This is a genomic window from Streptomyces sp. A0642 (genome assembly GCF_004795105.1).
GTDB lineage: Bacteria > Actinomycetota > Actinomycetes > Streptomycetales > Streptomycetaceae > Streptomyces.
Map to the genome: position 1 here is coordinate 143384 of NZ_SSBL01000005.1, position 15966 is coordinate 159349.

Annotated in this window: 13 protein-coding genes; 7 read left to right on the top strand and 6 right to left on the bottom strand. The window is 71.1% G+C overall.

From position 1 onward, the window contains the following. Positions 1-212: 212 nt before the first annotated feature. The 6 genes from E6R60_RS12240 to E6R60_RS12265 all read left to right on the top strand — a co-directional run bounded on the left by E6R60_RS12240 (position 213) and on the right by E6R60_RS12265 (position 8769). The gene (locus E6R60_RS12240) at positions 213-3002 is read left to right on the top strand and encodes a bifunctional SulP family inorganic anion transporter/carbonic anhydrase (RefSeq protein ID WP_136326526.1); all 2790 of its coding nucleotides are present in this window, start codon (positions 213-215) and stop codon (positions 3000-3002) included. A 181-nt stretch (positions 3003-3183) separates the two neighbouring features. Then, on the top strand, positions 3184-5181 hold the full coding sequence (gene acs / locus E6R60_RS12245) for an acetate--CoA ligase (protein WP_136326527.1): 1998 nt from the start codon (positions 3184-3186) through the stop codon (positions 5179-5181). Positions 5182-5428: 247 nt separating this feature from the next. Then, on the top strand, positions 5429-6835 hold the full coding sequence (nhaA, locus tag E6R60_RS12250) for a Na+/H+ antiporter NhaA (protein ID WP_136326528.1): 1407 nt from the start codon (positions 5429-5431) through the stop codon (positions 6833-6835). A 39-nt stretch (positions 6836-6874) separates the two neighbouring features. Beyond that, positions 6875-7405 carry a phage holin family protein gene (locus E6R60_RS12255; RefSeq protein WP_136326529.1) on the top strand — a complete coding sequence of 177 codons (531 nt, stop codon included), beginning with the start codon at positions 6875-6877 and terminating at the stop codon, positions 7403-7405. Further along, the gene (locus E6R60_RS12260) at positions 7402-8460 is read left to right on the top strand and encodes an alpha/beta hydrolase (RefSeq protein WP_136326530.1); all 1059 of its coding nucleotides are present in this window, start codon (positions 7402-7404) and stop codon (positions 8458-8460) included. The genes E6R60_RS12255 and E6R60_RS12260 overlap by 4 nt, the downstream gene beginning before the upstream one ends. A gap of 105 nt (positions 8461-8565) precedes the next feature. Next, positions 8566-8769: a hypothetical protein gene (locus tag E6R60_RS12265; RefSeq protein ID WP_136326531.1), complete on the top strand. Its 204-nt coding sequence runs from the start codon at positions 8566-8568 to the stop codon at positions 8767-8769. Between the two features lie 57 nt (positions 8770-8826). On the opposite strand, the gene E6R60_RS12270 is transcribed toward E6R60_RS12265, so the two are convergent. From E6R60_RS12270 to E6R60_RS12285, 4 genes are all read right to left on the bottom strand, one after another. After that, on the bottom strand, positions 8827-10032 hold the full coding sequence (locus E6R60_RS12270; protein ID WP_136326532.1) for a MarP family serine protease: 1206 nt from the start codon (positions 10030-10032) through the stop codon (positions 8827-8829). An 87-nt stretch (positions 10033-10119) separates the two neighbouring features. Further along, on the bottom strand, positions 10120-10917 hold the full coding sequence (locus E6R60_RS12275; protein ID WP_240802521.1) for a CoA pyrophosphatase: 798 nt from the start codon (positions 10915-10917) through the stop codon (positions 10120-10122). Between the two features lie 61 nt (positions 10918-10978). Beyond that, positions 10979-11809, bottom strand: coding sequence for an endonuclease III (nth, locus tag E6R60_RS12280; protein WP_136326533.1), 831 nt, complete (start codon positions 11807-11809; stop codon positions 10979-10981). A gap of 106 nt (positions 11810-11915) precedes the next feature. After that, a complete protein-coding gene (locus E6R60_RS12285; protein ID WP_136326534.1) occupies positions 11916-12905 on the bottom strand; it encodes a hypothetical protein in 990 nt (329 codons plus the stop codon). 516 nt (positions 12906-13421) lie between these two features. Between E6R60_RS12285 and E6R60_RS12290 the strand changes: the two genes are divergently transcribed. Beyond that, positions 13422-14096 (top strand): Crp/Fnr family transcriptional regulator, encoded by a 675-nt coding sequence (locus E6R60_RS12290; RefSeq protein ID WP_123460131.1) that lies wholly within the window; start codon positions 13422-13424, stop codon positions 14094-14096. A gap of 90 nt (positions 14097-14186) precedes the next feature. Here the strand turns inward: E6R60_RS12290 and E6R60_RS12295 are convergent, their stop codons facing one another. Continuing rightward, positions 14187-15017 carry an MBL fold metallo-hydrolase gene (locus E6R60_RS12295; RefSeq protein ID WP_136326535.1) on the bottom strand — a complete coding sequence of 277 codons (831 nt, stop codon included), beginning with the start codon at positions 15015-15017 and terminating at the stop codon, positions 14187-14189. Beyond that, the gene (locus E6R60_RS12300) at positions 15014-15916 is read right to left on the bottom strand and encodes an NUDIX hydrolase (protein WP_136326536.1); all 903 of its coding nucleotides are present in this window, start codon (positions 15914-15916) and stop codon (positions 15014-15016) included. Before E6R60_RS12300 ends, E6R60_RS12295 begins: the two co-directional genes overlap by 4 nt. Positions 15917-15966: the final 50 nt, after the last annotated feature.

Here is a 15966-nt window from a genome sequence, read left to right on the forward strand (position 1 = left end):
GCACACAAATCCGAGCGACAGGCCGCATGAAAAGCTGCTTATTCACTGGAACGGGTGCCTCAACGGCCCATTTGCCCCTAATCCTGGACACCGCCCTTTACTCTCCATTACGATCTGTTTACCGAGAGTTGAGATATCCCGCCGCTGCACGCCGTGACCCACGGCCGCGTCCCACGTTCCGCGACCGCGCTGCCCCGGAGGAGACGGGAAACATGTCTGCCTGCGTCCCCACTCGCCATGACCACTCATCCCGCAGTTCGCGCCCTCCCCGATCCTCGGGAGTCAAGCGACCGCACAGCCCGCCACCGCCGCCCCGCGGCGGACGATTCCGCATCGCGGGCGCCGACCTGTCCGCATCGATCACCGTCTTCCTGCTCGCCGTCCCCATGTCGCTCGGCCTCGCCGTCGCCATGGACGCTCCGCTGGAAGCGGGCCTCATCTCCGCCGCAGTCGGCGGCATCGTCGCCGGACTGCTCGGCGGCACTCCCCTGCAGGTCTCCGGCCCGTCCGCCGGACTGACGGTGGTGACCGCCGAGTTCATCCAGATGTACGGCTGGCGCACCACCTGCGCGATCACCATCGGTGCGGGTCTTCTGCAGATCGTGCTGGGCTCTCTGCGCGCCGCGCGCAGCGCCTTGGCCGTCAGCCCCGCCATCGTCCACGGCACGCTCGCCGGCATTGGCGTAGCCATCGCACTGGCCCAACTGCACATCGTGCTGGGCGGTTCACCGGAGAGCTCGGCCGTCTCCAACGCCCTTCATCTGCCGGCCCAGTTGCAACGGGTGGGGCCCGCAGCGCCGTTGATCGGCGGCCTCACCATCGCCGTCCTGATCCTCTGGCCGAGGCTTCCGGGGCGGGCCGGGCGCATCATGCGACGAGTCCCCGCGGCCCTGGCCTCGGTGTCCCTGGCCACCGCGGTGGCCGCGCTGGCGGCCCCCTCGGTCGCCCGGGTCGATTTGCCCTCCTGGCGCTCGCACGCACTGCCGGAAATGCCTCAGGGGCCGGTGCTCGGTCTTGCCACGGCTGTTTTCGCGATGATGCTGGTGGCCAGTCTGGAATCCCTGCTAGCCGCCGTCGCGGTGGACAAGCTGACTGCGGACCGAAGCCGCGTGCGCTCGGCCGCACCCGCCGTCGAAGGCCAGGCAAGCCGTTCGGACGGACCCGCCCTGGAGGCTTCCGGAGCGGTCTCCGCCGCAGCCGCGCCCCCGCTCAAACGCTCCGACCTCGACCGGGAGCTGCGTGCCCAGGGGATCGCCAACGCCGTCTCCGGCCTGCTCGGCGGCCTGGCGGTGTCAGGTGGCGCGGTGCGCAGTTCGGCGAACGTACGGGCCGGAGCGACCGGGCGCGCGTCCACGGTGCTGCACGGCATCTGGGTCCTGCTCGCCACCGGTCTTCTGGTCACCGCGCTGGAGTGGATCCCGCTGGCCGCCCTCGGCGCTCTCGTCATGGTGGTCGGGATCCAGATGGTGAACTTCGCCCATATCCGCAAGGTGCACAGGCATCGGGAGTTCCTCGTCTACGGCGCGACGATCACCGGTGTGCTGCTCTTCGGAGTGCTCAAGGGTGTGGTGATCGGGATCGCCGTGGCGGTGGCCGTCGCCCTGCACCGGCTGGCCCGGACCCGGATCAGCGTGTCCGAGCACGCCGGACAGCACCTGGTCGTCGTACGTGGCCAGTTGACGTTCCTCGCCGTGCCCCGTCTCAGCAGGGCCCTGGGCCAGTTGCCTCACGACGCCGACATCGTCGTGGAGTTGGACGGCTTCTTCATGGATCACGCGGCATACGAACTGATCCATGACTGGAGCAATGCGCACGCAGCCCATGGCGGCCGGGTCGCCTTCACCGGCAGGTCCGGCGGCAGAATCGCCGAGCCCGCCTCCGCGGCACACTCCTGCTGCCGTCCATGGACCCCCTGGCGCAATCACCACTGTCACGACCGGCCGACGGCGCCGGCGACTGCGCCTCTGCCGACGGCCGCCGCCATTCCCGTCCACCCCGCCGACGGCACACCGGAACCAGCTCCCCCACAGGCACATCCCGACCGCCACGCGCGTCCGGATGACCCCGCCCGTCCGGACGACCCCGCCCCGGACTCCGACGGGACACGCCCCGGCGCCTTCCCCGCCCCGGAAGCATTCGCCCACGGAGAGGGCGACGCGCCGCGACCCGCACCGGATCACCCGGACCGGTTCGCACCCGACCATCGGTCCGCACGGCCCGTCCCGACGGGGAGTCAACGGCTGGTCAGTGGCCTCAGCTCGTTCCAGCGCAACACGGCGCCACTGGTCCGGGAGGAACTGGCGAGACTGGCCGAGGAGGGACAGCACCCCTCTCAGCTGTTCATCACCTGTGCGGACTCGCGGCTGGTCACGAGCATGATCACGGCGAGTGGTCCGGGCGACCTCTTCACCGTCCGCAATATCGGCAACCTCGTGCCGCCCCCCGACTCCGAGACCGGCGACCACTCGGTAGGTGCGGCCATCGAGTACGCGGTGGACGTGCTGGGGGTCGAGTCCATCACCGTCTGCGGGCATTCCGGCTGCGGTGCGATGAACGCGTTGCTCGGCGACAGGCCGGAGGGGCCGGAGACGGCTCTCTGGCGCTGGCTCCGGCACGGGGGACCCAGCCTGGAGCGCATGGCGGCGCGCGAGCGGCCGTGGGCGCGGATCTCCGGCCGGATGCCCGCCGATGCGGTGGAGCAGCTCTGCCTCACCAACGTCGTCCAGCAGTTGGACCACCTGCGGGCCCACGCGTCGGTGGCGCGGCGCCTGGCCGAAGGCACCCTGCAGCTCCATGGCATGTACTTCCACGTCGGCGAGGCGCAGTCGTATCTGCTGACCGAGGGCACGAGTGCCGGCGACGGTCTCGACGAGGTGTTCGACGCGATCAGCCCGGCCCACCCGTCCCCGCCCTCTCTCCCGGCGGGCCTGGAAGATCCGGCCCGCCCGGCCGAATCGCCCCGGCCAGGTGACCCGGCGGCGTTGGCACACAGCGGCGCCTGAACCGCATACCCCCCGGGTCCGTGAGACCTTGTGGTCCCGCTTCCGCACAGCATCCCTTCCGTACACCGGCACCACGCACCATCGCCCCGCCGCGGAAGCGGGACCGGCCTCATACACGAAGACACAGGTCTAAACCAATTCCCGGCAGACACTTGTCACCCGGCCCCCGGCCTGATGAGCTATGCCCCGGGACACAACGGACACCCTGGGACTGGGAGATGTCGTGAGCAACGAAAGCTTGGCCAATCTGCTTCGTGAGGAGCGGCGGTTCGCACCGCCTGCCGATCTGGCCGCGAACGCCAACGTCACAGCGGAGGCGTACGAGCAGGCCAAGGCGGACCGGCTGGGCTTCTGGGCCGAGCAGGCGCGCCGTCTGACCTGGGCCACCGAGCCGACCGAGACGCTCGACTGGAGCAACCCGCCTTTCGCGAAGTGGTTCGCGGACGGCGAGCTCAATGTCGCGTACAACTGCGTGGACCGTCACGTCGAGGCGGGCAACGGCGACCGGGTGGCCATCCACTTCGAGGGCGAGCCGGGCGACAGTCGTGCCATCACCTACGCGGAGCTGAAGGACGAGGTCTCCCGCGCCGCCAACGCCCTCACCGAGCTGGGTGTCGGCAAGGGTGACCGGGTGGCCGTCTACCTGCCGATGATCCCCGAGGCCGCCGTCGCGATGCTGGCCTGCGCCCGCATCGGCGCCGCGCACTCGGTCGTCTTCGGCGGCTTCTCCGCCGACGCCATCGCCGCACGCATCCAGGACGCGGACGCGAAGGTCGTCATCACCTCCGACGGCGGCTACCGCAGGGGCAAGCCCTCCGCGCTCAAGCCCGCGGTCGACGACGCCGTCTCCCGTATCGAGAGCGTCGAACACGTCCTCGTCGTCCGGCGTACGGGCCAGGACACCGCGTGGACCGAGGGACGCGACGTCTGGTGGCACGAGATCACCGCGCGTCAGTCGACCGAGCACACCCCGGAGGCGTTCGAGGCGGAGCAGCCCCTCTTCATCCTGTACACGTCCGGCACCACCGGGAAGCCCAAGGGCATCCTGCACACGTCCGGCGGATACCTCACGCAGGCGGCGTACACGCACCACGCGGTCTTCGACCTCAAGCCGGAAACCGACGTCTACTGGTGCACCGCCGACATCGGCTGGGTGACCGGCCACTCGTACATCGTCTACGGCCCGCTGGCGAACGGCGCGACGCAGGTCATGTACGAGGGCACGCCCGACACGCCGCACCAGGGGCGTTTCTGGGAGATCGTCCAGAAGTACGGCGTCACGATCCTCTACACCGCGCCGACCGCGATCCGTACGTTCATGAAGTGGGGTGACGACATCCCCGCCAAGTTCGACCTGAGCAGTCTCCGGGTCCTGGGCTCGGTCGGCGAGCCGATCAACCCCGAGGCGTGGATGTGGTACCGCAAGCACATCGGCGCCGACAAGTGCCCGATCGTGGACACCTGGTGGCAGACCGAGACGGGCGCGATGATGATCTCGCCGCTGCCCGGTGTCACGGAGACCAAGCCGGGGAGCGCCCAGCGTGCCCTGCCGGGCATCAGTGCCACCGTCGTCGACGACGAGGCGCGTGAGGTGCCGGACGGCGGAGGCGGCTACCTCGTGCTCACCGAGCCGTGGCCGTCGATGCTGCGCACCATCTGGCGCGACGACCAGCGCTTCCTCGACACCTACTGGTCGCGCTTCGAGGGCAAGTACTTCGCGGGCGACGGCGCCAAGAAGGACGAGGACGGCGACATCTGGCTGCTCGGCCGCGTCGACGACGTGATGCTGGTGTCCGGGCACAACATCTCGACCACCGAGGTCGAGTCGGCACTCGTGTCGCACCCCTCGGTCGCCGAGGCCGCCGTGGTCGGCGCCGCGGACGAGACGACCGGTCAGGCCATCGTCGCGTTCGTGATCCTCCGGGGTACGGCGACCACCTCCGACGAGCTGGTCGCGGAGCTGCGCAACCACGTCGGCACCACCCTCGGCCCGATCGCCAAGCCGAAGCGGATCATGCCGGTCGCCGAACTGCCCAAGACCCGGTCCGGCAAGATCATGCGGCGCCTGCTGCGTGACGTGGCGGAGAACCGCGCCCTGGGAGACGTCACGACCCTGACCGACTCCTCGGTCATGGACCTGATCCAGACCCAGCTGCCGCAGTCCTCGTCCGAGGACTGAGACCCCGGTTCCCGCGCCCCCGGGAGACCGCACACGCCCCGAAGGGCATCCGGCACCGCGCCGGATGCCCTTCGGGCGTTTAGGGTGACGATCACCGGTCACGGCCCCGCACGCCCCCAACGCCCCGGGTACAGTGGCAGCTGATCAATAAAACGATAAGAAATCTCCCCAGGGTGTGCCGGGAAGTCTGGTCGGCAAGTGCATCAGCCATGCCATCGCCGCCGTCCCGACCCGGAGGTCTCCCCCCGTGGCCACGCCCACCCCCGCGCCCCCTTCGCCTCGTCGCACCTTCCTGGGACGCCTGTCGCTCCCCGAGCGCAACTACCTCACCGAGGCCCTGCGCACGGAGACCGTCGGCGGAGTCATCCTGCTGGTCGCCGCCGTGGCCGCGCTCGTCTGGGCGAACGCCTTCGGATCGAGCTACTCGGCCGTCAGCGACTTCCACTTCGGGCCCGAGGCACTCGGCCTCCATCTCTCCGTGGAGCACTGGGCGGCCGACGGGCTGCTGGCGGTCTTCTTCTTCGTGGCGGGGGTGGAGCTCAAGCGCGAACTCGTCGCGGGAGAACTGCGCGACCCCAAGGCGGCCGCGCTGCCGGTCGTCGCCGCGCTGTGCGGCATGGCGGTGCCGGCGCTGGTCTACACGCTGGCGAACGTGGTCGGTGACGGTTCCACCAGCGGCTGGGCCGTCCCCACGGCCACCGACATCGCCTTCGCGCTCGCCGTCCTCGCCGTCATCGGCACCTCACTGCCGGCCGCGCTCCGCGCCTTCCTCCTGACGCTCGCCGTCGTCGACGACCTCTTCGCCATCCTGATCATCGCGGTCTTCTTCACCGACACCATCGATTTCGTCGCGCTCGCAGGCGCCTTCGCCGGCCTGGCGGTCTTCTACCTGCTGCTGCGCTTCGGCGTCCGCGGCTGGTACGTCTACGTCCCGCTCGCCCTGGTCATCTGGGGGCTGATGTACAACAGCGGCGTCCACGCCACCATCGCCGGCGTCGCCATGGGACTGATGCTCCGCTGCACCCGGCGCGAGGGCGAGGACCGCTCCCCCGGCGAGCGCATCGAGCACCTGGTCCGGCCGCTGTCGGCCGGATTCGCCGTACCGCTGTTCGCGCTCTTCTCCGCCGGAGTCTCCCTCTCCGGCGGCGCGCTGGCCGGCGTGTTCACCCGGCCGGAAGCGCTCGGCGTCGTCCTCGGACTCGTCGTCGGCAAGACGATCGGCATCTTCGGCGGTACGTGGCTGGCCACCCGGTTCACCAAGGCGGAGCTGAACAAGGACCTGGCCTGGGCCGACGTCTTCGCGGTCGCCTCGCTCGCCGGCATCGGTTTCACCGTCTCGCTGCTGATCGGGGAGCTCGCCTTCACCGGCGACGACGACATGATCAACGAGATCAAGGCATCGGTTCTCCTCGGTTCCCTGATTGCCGCCGTACTCTCCGGTGTACTGCTCAAACTACGGGTACGCAGATACCGGGCGCTGTACGACGCCGAGGAACTCGACGAGGACGCGTCCGGGGTTCCGGACATCTACGAACAGGACGATCCGGAGTACCACCTGCGGATGGCCGCGCTCTATGAGAAGAAGGCGGCCGAGCACCGCCGCCTTGCCCAACTGGCGGGGGCAGCGAGCAACAAGCCGGACAGTCCGGCATGATCTGACATCGGATGTGTTGAACAGGAGAGGGAGTCAGGGATGAGCGACCCCGGCAATTACGCGGGCAGCGCCGACCGCAGTCTCGGCCAGCTGGTCGCCTCGGCGACGGCCGAACTGTCGGCGCTGGTGCACGACGAGATCGCCCTGGCCAAGGCGGAGGTGCGACAGGACGCCAAGCGCGGCGTCGTCGGCAGCGTGGCGTTCATCGTCACGGGCGTGCTGATTCTGTTCGCGATCCCGGTGCTGAGCTTCGCGGCGGCGTACGGAATCCACAACCTGGGGCTGGGACTCGCCTGGTCGTTCCTGATCGTGGGCGGTGCGTTCATCCTGCTCGGGATCCTGCTCGCGCTCTTCGGCTACGCCAAGTTCAAGAAGGTCAAGCCGCCGGAGAAGTCCATCGCCTCGGCCAAGCAGACCGCCGCCGTCCTGCAGGGCGTCAAGCCGCACCCGCGTGCGAGCGTCGGCGCGGACGCGATCCTGCCGGCGGGCGGCAGCACACGTGCGGACAAGGCCATCGAGAACCGTCCGGTCCAGGACAAGGCGTCTGCTGTGGCACGCTCGTCCACATGACGGTCCCCGATTCCAGCGCACCCCGCCCTGTGGGCCCGGAGGACAGGGCGGGCCACGACAGGCCCGCCGGCCCGGCAGGCCCGCATTCCGCCCCGGCCGCCCCGGCTCCCGGTGGCCCGGCGGGCCCCGCGGCCGCGGCCGGCGGTCCCGTACGCATCGACGGCCCCTGGACCCACCGGGACGTCGCGGCCAACGGCGCCCGCTTCCATATCGCTGAAATGGGTGAAGGGCCGCTGGTCCTGCTCCTGCACGGCTTTCCGCAGTTCTGGTGGACCTGGCGCCATCAGCTCCCGGCACTCGCCGAGGCGGGCTTCCGGGCCGTGGCGATGGACCTGCGCGGGGTGGGCGGCAGCGACCGGACGCCCCGCGGTTACGACCCCGCCAACCTGGCGCTCGACATCACGGGCGTCATCCGCTCCTTGGGCGAACCGGACGCCGCGCTGGTCGGCCACGACATGGGCGGTTACCTCGCCTGGACGGCCGCGGTGATGCGGCCCAAGCTCGTGCGCCGGCTGGTGGTCTCCTCGATGCCGCATCCGCGCCGGTGGCGCTCCTCGATGCTCTCCGACTTCGCGCAGTCACGTGCGGGCTCCTACATCTGGGGATTCCAGCGGCCGTGGGTGCCGGAGCGTCAGCTCGTCGCGGACGACGCGGCGTTGGTGGGGCGGCTGATCCACGAGTGGGCGGGGCCGGGCACGGCGGATTTCCCGGACGACGCTGCGGTGGACGCCTACCGGCGGGCCATGTCCATCCCGTCGACCGCGCACTGCTCGATCGAGCCCTACCGCTGGATGGTGCGCTCCCTGGCGCGTCCGGACGGCATCCAGTTCAACCGCCGCATGAAGCGGCCGGTGCGGGTGCCGACGCTGCACCTGCACGGTTCGCTCGATCCGGCGGTCCGCACCCGCAGCTCGGCAGGGTCCGGCGAATACGTCGAGGCGCCCTACCGTTGGCGACTTTTCGACGGTCTGGGTCACTTCCCCCACGAGGAGGATCCGGACGGGTTCTCGGCCGAACTCATCAACTGGCTCAAGGATCCCGAGCCCGACCGGTAGCCCACGCGCACACCCGTCCGTCGAACAGCCACTTGCCTGCCGCATAGGCCGATTGGCTGGCGGATGGGCGGTTACCGACCATGCGTCAGGGGCAGACGTCGAGGTATGGGCTGGACGCACGACTTCGGTGACGCAGCACGCAATCGTCGCTCGACCGCCACGGCGGTACCGGGCACTCATGAGGGGGGCGGCCTCCAGGGCCGGGTGCACGCTATGCACATACTGCATGATCCCCGGCTCGGCATTCCGCACATCCTGCGCCGCCGGGCCCGCTGGGTCTCCGCGCGGCTGCGTCACCCGCGCGGGTGACCCGCGGCCCACGAGAACCGGCTCCGCCGGCAGGCCGCCCGGGTTCGCACCCTCCTGCTAGAGCGCGCACCCCTGACTGTCGACCTGCTGGTTGGCGGTACGGCCCCGCGTGATGTCCTCGCGGATCTCGTCGGCCGTCAGGGCGTAACCGGTGTCGGGGTCGTCGAGCGATTTGGCGAAGACGACTCCGTACACCTTCCCGTCGGGTGTCAGGAGCGGGCCGCCGGAGTTCCCCTGACGGACCGTCGTGAAGAGTGAGTAGACATCGCGCTGGACGGTGCCGCGGTGGTAGATGTCGGGCCCGTTCGCGTCGATGCGGGCCCGGACGCGCGCGGAGCGTACGTCGTACGAGCCGTTCTCCGGGAACCCCGCGACGATCGCGCTGTTCCCGGTCGAGGCGTCGTGGTCGGTGTCCGTGAACTGCAGCGGCTTCGCGTCCAGATCAGGCACGTCCAGTACGGCGATGTCGCGCCGCCAGTCGTAGAGCACGACCTTCGCGTCGTACAGCCGTCCCTGGCCGCCGATCTGCACGGTCGGCTCGTCGACGCCGCCGACGACGTGCGCGTTGGTCATCACCCGGCGGTCCGAGAAGATGAACCCCGTGCCCTCGAGGACCTTGCCGCAGCTCGGGGCCGTACCGACGACCTTGACGATCGACTGCTGGGCGCGGGCCGCGACGGGGCTGCCGGCCAGGGCCGGGTCGGGGGCCCTCACCTCGGTGATCGGTTCGTTCGCGAACGGGCTGAAGACCTGCGGGAAGCCGTTCTGCGCGAGCACCGAGGAGAAGTCCGTGAACCACGTGGAGGCCTGGGGCGGCATCACGCGGGAGACGCCGAGCAGGACGGAGGAGTTGCGGACCTCCTTGCCCAGCGTCGGCAGCGACGTTCCCGCCAGTGCGGAGCCGATCAGCCAGGCCACCAGCAGCATCGCGACGACGTTGACGAGCGAGCCGCCGGTCGCGTCGAGGGCGCGCGCGGGCGACCACGTGATGTACCGGCGGAGTTTGTTACCCAGGTGGGTGGTGAAGGCCTGCCCCACCGAGGCGCACACGATCACGATGACGACGGCGACGATGGCCGCGGTCGACGAGACCTCGGAACCGTCCGTCACCTGGTCCCACAGGATGGGGAGCAGATAGACGGCGATGAGACCGCCGCCCAGGAACCCGATCACCGACAGAATGCCGACGACGAACCCCTGGCGGTAACCGATGACCGCGAACCACACGGCGCCGGCCAGCAGCAGGATGTCCAGCACGTTCACCGTCTATTGCCTCGCAGATTCGTCACCGGGCCCGCACGTCTCCCGTGGCCGGGAAACGCCCGGCGGCGGAGCACGGGAGCCAGCCTGTCATGCGCGCCAGTCGAGCGGCACCTGCTTGGCCTTGTCCCAGGGGCGCTCCCAGCCCGCGAAGTGCAGAATCCGGTCGATCACCCCGGCCGTGAACCCCCACACGAGTGCGGATTCGACCAGAAATGCCGGGCCCCGGTGGCCGCTGGGGTGGCGCGTCGTCACCCGGTTGGCCGGATCCGTGAGATCCGCCACGGGAACCGTGAAGACCCGGGCGGTCTCGGCGGGGTCGACGACCCCGACCGGGCTGGGCGAACGCCACCAGCCGAGGACGGGCGTGACCACGAAGCCGCTCACGGGGATGTAGAGCCGCGGCAGCACACCGAAGATCTGCACGCCGCGCGGATCGAGGCCGGTCTCCTCCTCGGCCTCGCGCAGCGCGGCCCGGAGCGGTCCCGTCGTCGCCTGGTCGCCGTCGGCCGGGTCCAGGGAGCCGCCGGGGAAGGAGGGCTGGCCCGGATGGGAGCGCAGGCTTCCGGCGCGCTCCATCAGGAGCAGCTCCGGCCCGCGTGCGCCCTCGCCGAACAGGACGAGCACGGCGGACTGCCGCCCCGCACCGCTCGCGGGCGGCAGAAAGCGGCTGAGCTGCTGCGGTTCGACGGTCCGCGCGGCTCGGGCGACGGGCTCCAGCCAGCTGGGCAGCCCCTCGGTCGTGACGTCGATCGCGGCGGCGTCGCCTGCCGTGTCCGCGGCGGCGTCCCGGTCGCCGCGTGCGGCCGCCGCACCGCTCCGGCCTTGTGCGGCGGCGTTCTCAGCGGCGGCGGTGTCCGCGTCCGTGCTGTGTTCATGCGTCTTCATAGGCACCCCTCGTTCCACAACGCCCGGCGTCAGGCATTTCGTTCCGGCGCGGCCCGCCGTCTCAGCCGGCGCCCAGGGTGGGGGCGGGCCTGCCGGGATAGTCCGACGGCGGCTTCAGCCGCTGGCCCGGCTGACCTCCCATCTCGTACTTCAGCAGCTTCCGGGCCTTCTCCGGGTCCGTTTCGCCCTCCCCGTACGAGGGACAGAGCGGGGCGACCGGGCAGGCGCCGCAGGCGGGCCGGCGGGAGTGGCAGACGCGGCGTCCGTGGAAGATGACGCGGTGCGACAGCATCGTCCACTCGCTCTTGGGAAAGATCGCCGCGATCTCCTCCTCGACCTTCTCCGGCTCCTCCTGCTCGGTCCACTTCCAGCGGCGGACCAGCCGGCCGAAGTGCGTGTCGACCGTGATCCCCGGAACGCCGAAGGCGTTGCCGAGGACGACGTTGGCGGTCTTGCGGCCGACTCCGGGCAGCGTCACGAGATCCGCCAGGCGACCCGGCACCTCGCCGCCGAAACGGTCCCGGAGAGCGACGGAGAGACCTATGAGCGACTTGGTCTTGGCCCGGAAGAAACCGGTCGGCCGGATGATCTCTTCCATTTCCTCCGGGACGGCCATCGCCATGTCCTCCGGAGTCGGATACTTCGCGAAGAGCGCCGGCGTCGTCTGGTTCACCCGCAGGTCCGTCGTCTGCGCCGACAGCACGGTGGCCACCAACAGCTCGAACGGGTTCTCGAAGTCGAGTTCCGGATGGGCGTACGGGTACGTCTCCGCAAGGACGCGGTTGATCTTCCGTGCCCGCCTCACCATCGCCAGGCGGGACTCCGGTTTCCACGGCTTCGCAGCCGCCTTCACCGCCGGTACCGCGGCCTTACGGACCTTGCTCTCTGCCATGCACGAAGGCTACGCCGAAGCGACGAACCCCCGCGGCCGGTTCATGAGGCGGTCACGATGTCGGCGTGTACCCCTCGTCCGGCGCGGTAACCGCGGTCCCCGGGCCTCAGTGCCGGTGTTCGCCCTCGTGCCCTGCGGAAGCGGAGGCGGAAGCAGAGGCCGACGGGGACGGCGTGGCCGAGTCCGCCGGGCCCTCGGTGGCGTTCACCGTGAAGGCGGCGGTGCGGACGACACCCTCGTGCCGGAAGTCCAGGAAGAGTCGGTAGCCGCCCCGGCTCGGCGCGGTGGTGGTGAAGGTGATGTCCGGGCCGGGCGCCGTGCCGGCATCACCCGGCTCGCCGTCCGGGTGGACGTGCAGATAGGCGAGGTCGCCGACGCGCAGGGCGACGAGATGGCCGTACGCACCGAGGTAGGGCTGGAGATCGGTGACGGGCCTGCCGTCCTTGGCGACGGCGAGGCTGAGCCGTGTGGACCGGCCGGGGGTGAGGTCGCCGGTCAGGGTGACGCGGTAGCCGTCGACGGTGACGGTGCGCCCCGTCCTGGCCGGTGGCACGGGCCGCAGGTCGCCCGCGGCGTGCAGGTCGGCGCCGAGGGTGAGGCCTTGCGAGGCGCCGGCCGGGGTGAAGTCGGCGAAGACGCGGTACTCACCGGCTGCGGGCAGGTCCGCGGAGGCGCGCCAGGTGCCGTCGGCGGCACGGGTGGGGTGCAGGTGCTGGAAGCTGGACAGGTCGCGCGGGGCGACGATGAGGTGCAACTCCTTGCCGTGCGCCGGGCGGTAGGCCGTGACCGGCTTCCCGTCCGCGCCGAGGATGCGGAAGCGCAGGTCGATGGGGGCGCCGGCGGTGACGTACGGGTCGCCGAGGCTGAGCGTGTAGCCGCGCTCGGAGATCTGCAGGCCGCCGGGGAGCCGGCCCGCGTCGGCCGACGCCCCGCCGCCACCCGGATCCGAAGGCTCCGCAGCGGACCCGTGCCCCGCGTGCGCCGCGGTGGAGGGCTTCGTGGACGTGGAGCCGGTGACGTGGCCGAGGCCGTACGAGGTGCCGAAGACGGTCGCGAGACCGGCGGCGAAGGCGGTGATCTTCAGGGCGGTGTTCATGGCGGACTCCTCAGCGGTTCGGGAGCGAGAGACGCGGGGCGACTCAACGGATTACATACCCCCCGGGGGTAAGTAGTCAACCAGATGCCCTATACCCGCCAGGGGTAACGCACCCCTTTGCGGGGCTACCTGCGATCGCAAGGCGGCCCACCCCGCACCGGCACCCCCCGGACCGCCGGCACCCCGGAAGCCGACGGCTCGCCCTCACACCCCGCCGAGGCATTTGTCATATTTACCCACCCCCTAGCGGCGTGTTCGCCCACAGCGGAACCGCCACGCATCGGCACCCCGTCGACCCCCGCGACCTGCACTCCCACCGGCGCTCCGGTCACCCGGCCGGTCCAGTGGCCGCCGGCCGCAACCGCCGCGTTCACGGGAGATCCGCCCCCAATCGGCCCCCTGCCGTCCGCTCCGGCACGCGCGTGCGTCAAACTGGTTTGTGATTGATCGCACTGTTTTACCGTCCGGCATGATGGGGACCACGGTTCCCTGAACAGGCCGACAAGGAGAGAACTCGTGGACGACGTTCTGCGGCGCGCCCCGCTTTTCGCGGCGCTCGATGACGAGCAGGCCGCGGAGCTCCGCGCCTCGATGAGTGAGGTGACCCTCGCGCGCGGCGACGCGCTGTTCCACGAGGGTGACCCCGGAGACCGCCTCTACGTGGTCACCGAGGGCAAGGTGAAGCTCCACCGCACGTCCCCCGACGGGCGGGAGAACATGCTGGCCGTCCTCGGTCCCGGTGAGCTGATCGGCGAGCTGTCGCTCTTCGACCCGGGCCCGCGCACCGCCACCGCGACCGCGCTGACCGAGGTCAAGCTCCTCGGCCTCGGCCACGGCGACCTCCAGCCCTGGCTGAACGTGCGCCCCGAGGTGGCCACGGCCCTGCTGCGCGCCGTCGCCCGACGCCTGCGCAAGACCAACGACCAGATGTCCGACCTGGTCTTCTCCGACGTGCCGGGCCGTGTCGCCCGCGCCCTCCTCGACCTGTCACGCCGCTTCGGCGTCCAGTCGGAGGAAGGCATCCACGTCGTGCACGACCTGACGCAGGAGGAGCTGGCCCAGCTGGTCGGTGCTTCCCGCGAGACCGTCAACAAGGCCCTCGCCGACTTCGCCGGCCGCGGCTGGCTGCGGCTGGAGGCCCGTGCGGTGATCCTGCTGGACGTGGAGCGGCTCGCCAAGCGGTCCCGCTGACCCTCGTCGTACGCAACGCCTGACGGACGAAACGCCCGAGGGCCCCGCCGGTACCGGCGGGGCCCTCGCGTCCGTTTGGGAGAAAGCCCGTCAGATCAGTCCGTGCTCCCGCAGGTACTCGAGCTGCGCCCGCACCGACAGCTCCGCCGCGGGCCACAGGGACCGGTCCACGTCCGCGTACACATGCGCCACCACCTGGGACGACGTCAGGTATCCGGCCTCCACGGCCGTCTCCACCTGGGCCAGCCGGTGCGCGCGGTGCGCCAGGTAGAACTCGACCGCGCCCTGGGCGTCGTCCAGCACCGGGCCGTGACCCGGCAGCACCGTGTGGACGCCGTCGTCCACCGTCAGCGAGCGCAGCCGGCGCAGCGAGTCGAGGTAGTCCCCCAGCCGCCCGTCCGGGTGCGCCACCAGGGTCGTTCCGCGTCCGAGGATCGTGTCCCCCGTCAGCACCGCCGCGTCGGCGGGCAGATGGAAGGACAGCGAGTCGCCCGTGTGGCCCGGGGTCGGCACCACGTACATCTCCAGCCCACCGGTCGTGATCACGTCCCCCGTGCCCAGGCCCTCGTCGCCGAGGCGGAACTCCGGGTCCAGGGCCCGCACCTTCGTCCGGGTCAGCTCGGCGAACCTCGCCGCGCCCTCCGCGTGATCGGGATGGCCGTGGGTGAGGAGGGTGAGCGCGATCCGGCGGCCCGCCTGCCCGGCGGTGTCGATGACCGCCCGCAGATGGGCTTCGTCCAGCGGGCCCGGGTCGATGACCACCGCGAGGTCCGAGTCCGGCTCGGCCACGATCCAGGTGTTGGTGCCGTCCAGCGTCATCGCCGACGCGTTGGGCGCGAGGACGTTGACCGTACGGGTCGTGGCGGGGCCGGACAGCACCCCGCCGCGCGGTTGTCCGGGCAGGGCCGCCGCGTCGCTCATGCCGCCCCGCCGTCCCTGCCGCCCGGACCGCCCGCCGGGATGTGCTTGGTGAACTCCTCGTGCCCCGGCCAGCTCAGCACCAGCTCCTCGCCCTCCAGGCGGGCCTGTGCGAGCACGGGGGTGAGGTCCTGGTCCGATGCCGCCTCCAGCGCCTGCGCGGCGGTGGCGTACGGCCTGAGCGCACGCAGCGTGGAAACCGTCGGCGGCATCATCAGCAACTCACCCCGGTCGTATTCGTCGGCCGCCTCGCCCGGGCCGATCCACACCGTGCGGTCGGCCTCCGTGGACGCGTTGCGGGTGCGCTGGCCGGCCGGGAGCGCGGCGACGAAGAACCAGGTGTCGTAGCGGCGCGGTTCGAACTCCGGGGTGATCCAGCGCGCCCACGCGCCGAGCAGGTCCGAGCGCAGCACCAGCCCCCGCCGGTCGAGGAACTCCGCGAAGGACAGCTCCCTCGCCACGAGCGCCTCGCGGTCGGCCTCCCAGTCCTCGCCCGTGGTGTCCGTGACGACCGTGCCCGCGGTCGGGCCCGCGAGCAGGACGCCCGCCTCCTCGTACGTCTCGCGGACGGCGGCGCAGACGATCGCCTGGGCCTCGGCGGGCGTCCGGACGCCGAGCCGCGACGCCCAGCTCTCCAGCGCGGGTCCGGCCCAGCGGACGAGCCGGTCGTCGTCGCGCGGGTCGACCCCGCCACCCGGATAGGCGTACGCCCCTCCGGCAAAGGCCATCGAGGTGCGCCGGCGCAGCATGTGGACCGCGGGCCCGCCCCCGGTACCCTCGGCGGCGTCCCGGAGCAGCATCACGGTGGCGGCGCGCCTGGGGGCCGCCGCCGTCAGTTCGCCTGCGGCGAGGGCCCGGATCCGGTCGGGCCATTCCGGTGGGTACCACTGACCATTGGACATGGCCGGAGGCTATCCGGAACCGCGACGATGTTCGAGGGCCGCGAAGATCC

Coding starts and splice junctions, on each gene's coding strand:
- acs (WP_136326527.1), top strand. CDS start 3,184: ATGCCCCGGGACACAACGGACACCCTGGGACTGGGAGATGTCGTGAGC.
- E6R60_RS12275 (WP_240802521.1), bottom strand. CDS start 10,917: ATGAAGACGCATGAACACAGCACGGACGCGGACACCGCCGCCGCTGAG.
- E6R60_RS12295 (WP_136326535.1), bottom strand. CDS start 15,017: ATGAGCGACGCGGCGGCCCTGCCCGGACAACCGCGCGGCGGGGTGCTG.
- E6R60_RS12240 (WP_136326526.1), top strand. CDS start 213: ATGTCTGCCTGCGTCCCCACTCGCCATGACCACTCATCCCGCAGTTCG.
- nth (WP_136326533.1), bottom strand. CDS start 11,809: ATGGCAGAGAGCAAGGTCCGTAAGGCCGCGGTACCGGCGGTGAAGGCG.
- E6R60_RS12265 (WP_136326531.1), top strand. CDS start 8,566: ATGGGCTGGACGCACGACTTCGGTGACGCAGCACGCAATCGTCGCTCG.
- E6R60_RS12300 (WP_136326536.1), bottom strand. CDS start 15,916: ATGTCCAATGGTCAGTGGTACCCACCGGAATGGCCCGACCGGATCCGG.
- E6R60_RS12260 (WP_136326530.1), top strand. CDS start 7,402: ATGACGGTCCCCGATTCCAGCGCACCCCGCCCTGTGGGCCCGGAGGAC.
- E6R60_RS12255 (WP_136326529.1), top strand. CDS start 6,875: ATGAGCGACCCCGGCAATTACGCGGGCAGCGCCGACCGCAGTCTCGGC.
- E6R60_RS12285 (WP_136326534.1), bottom strand. CDS start 12,905: ATGAACACCGCCCTGAAGATCACCGCCTTCGCCGCCGGTCTCGCGACC.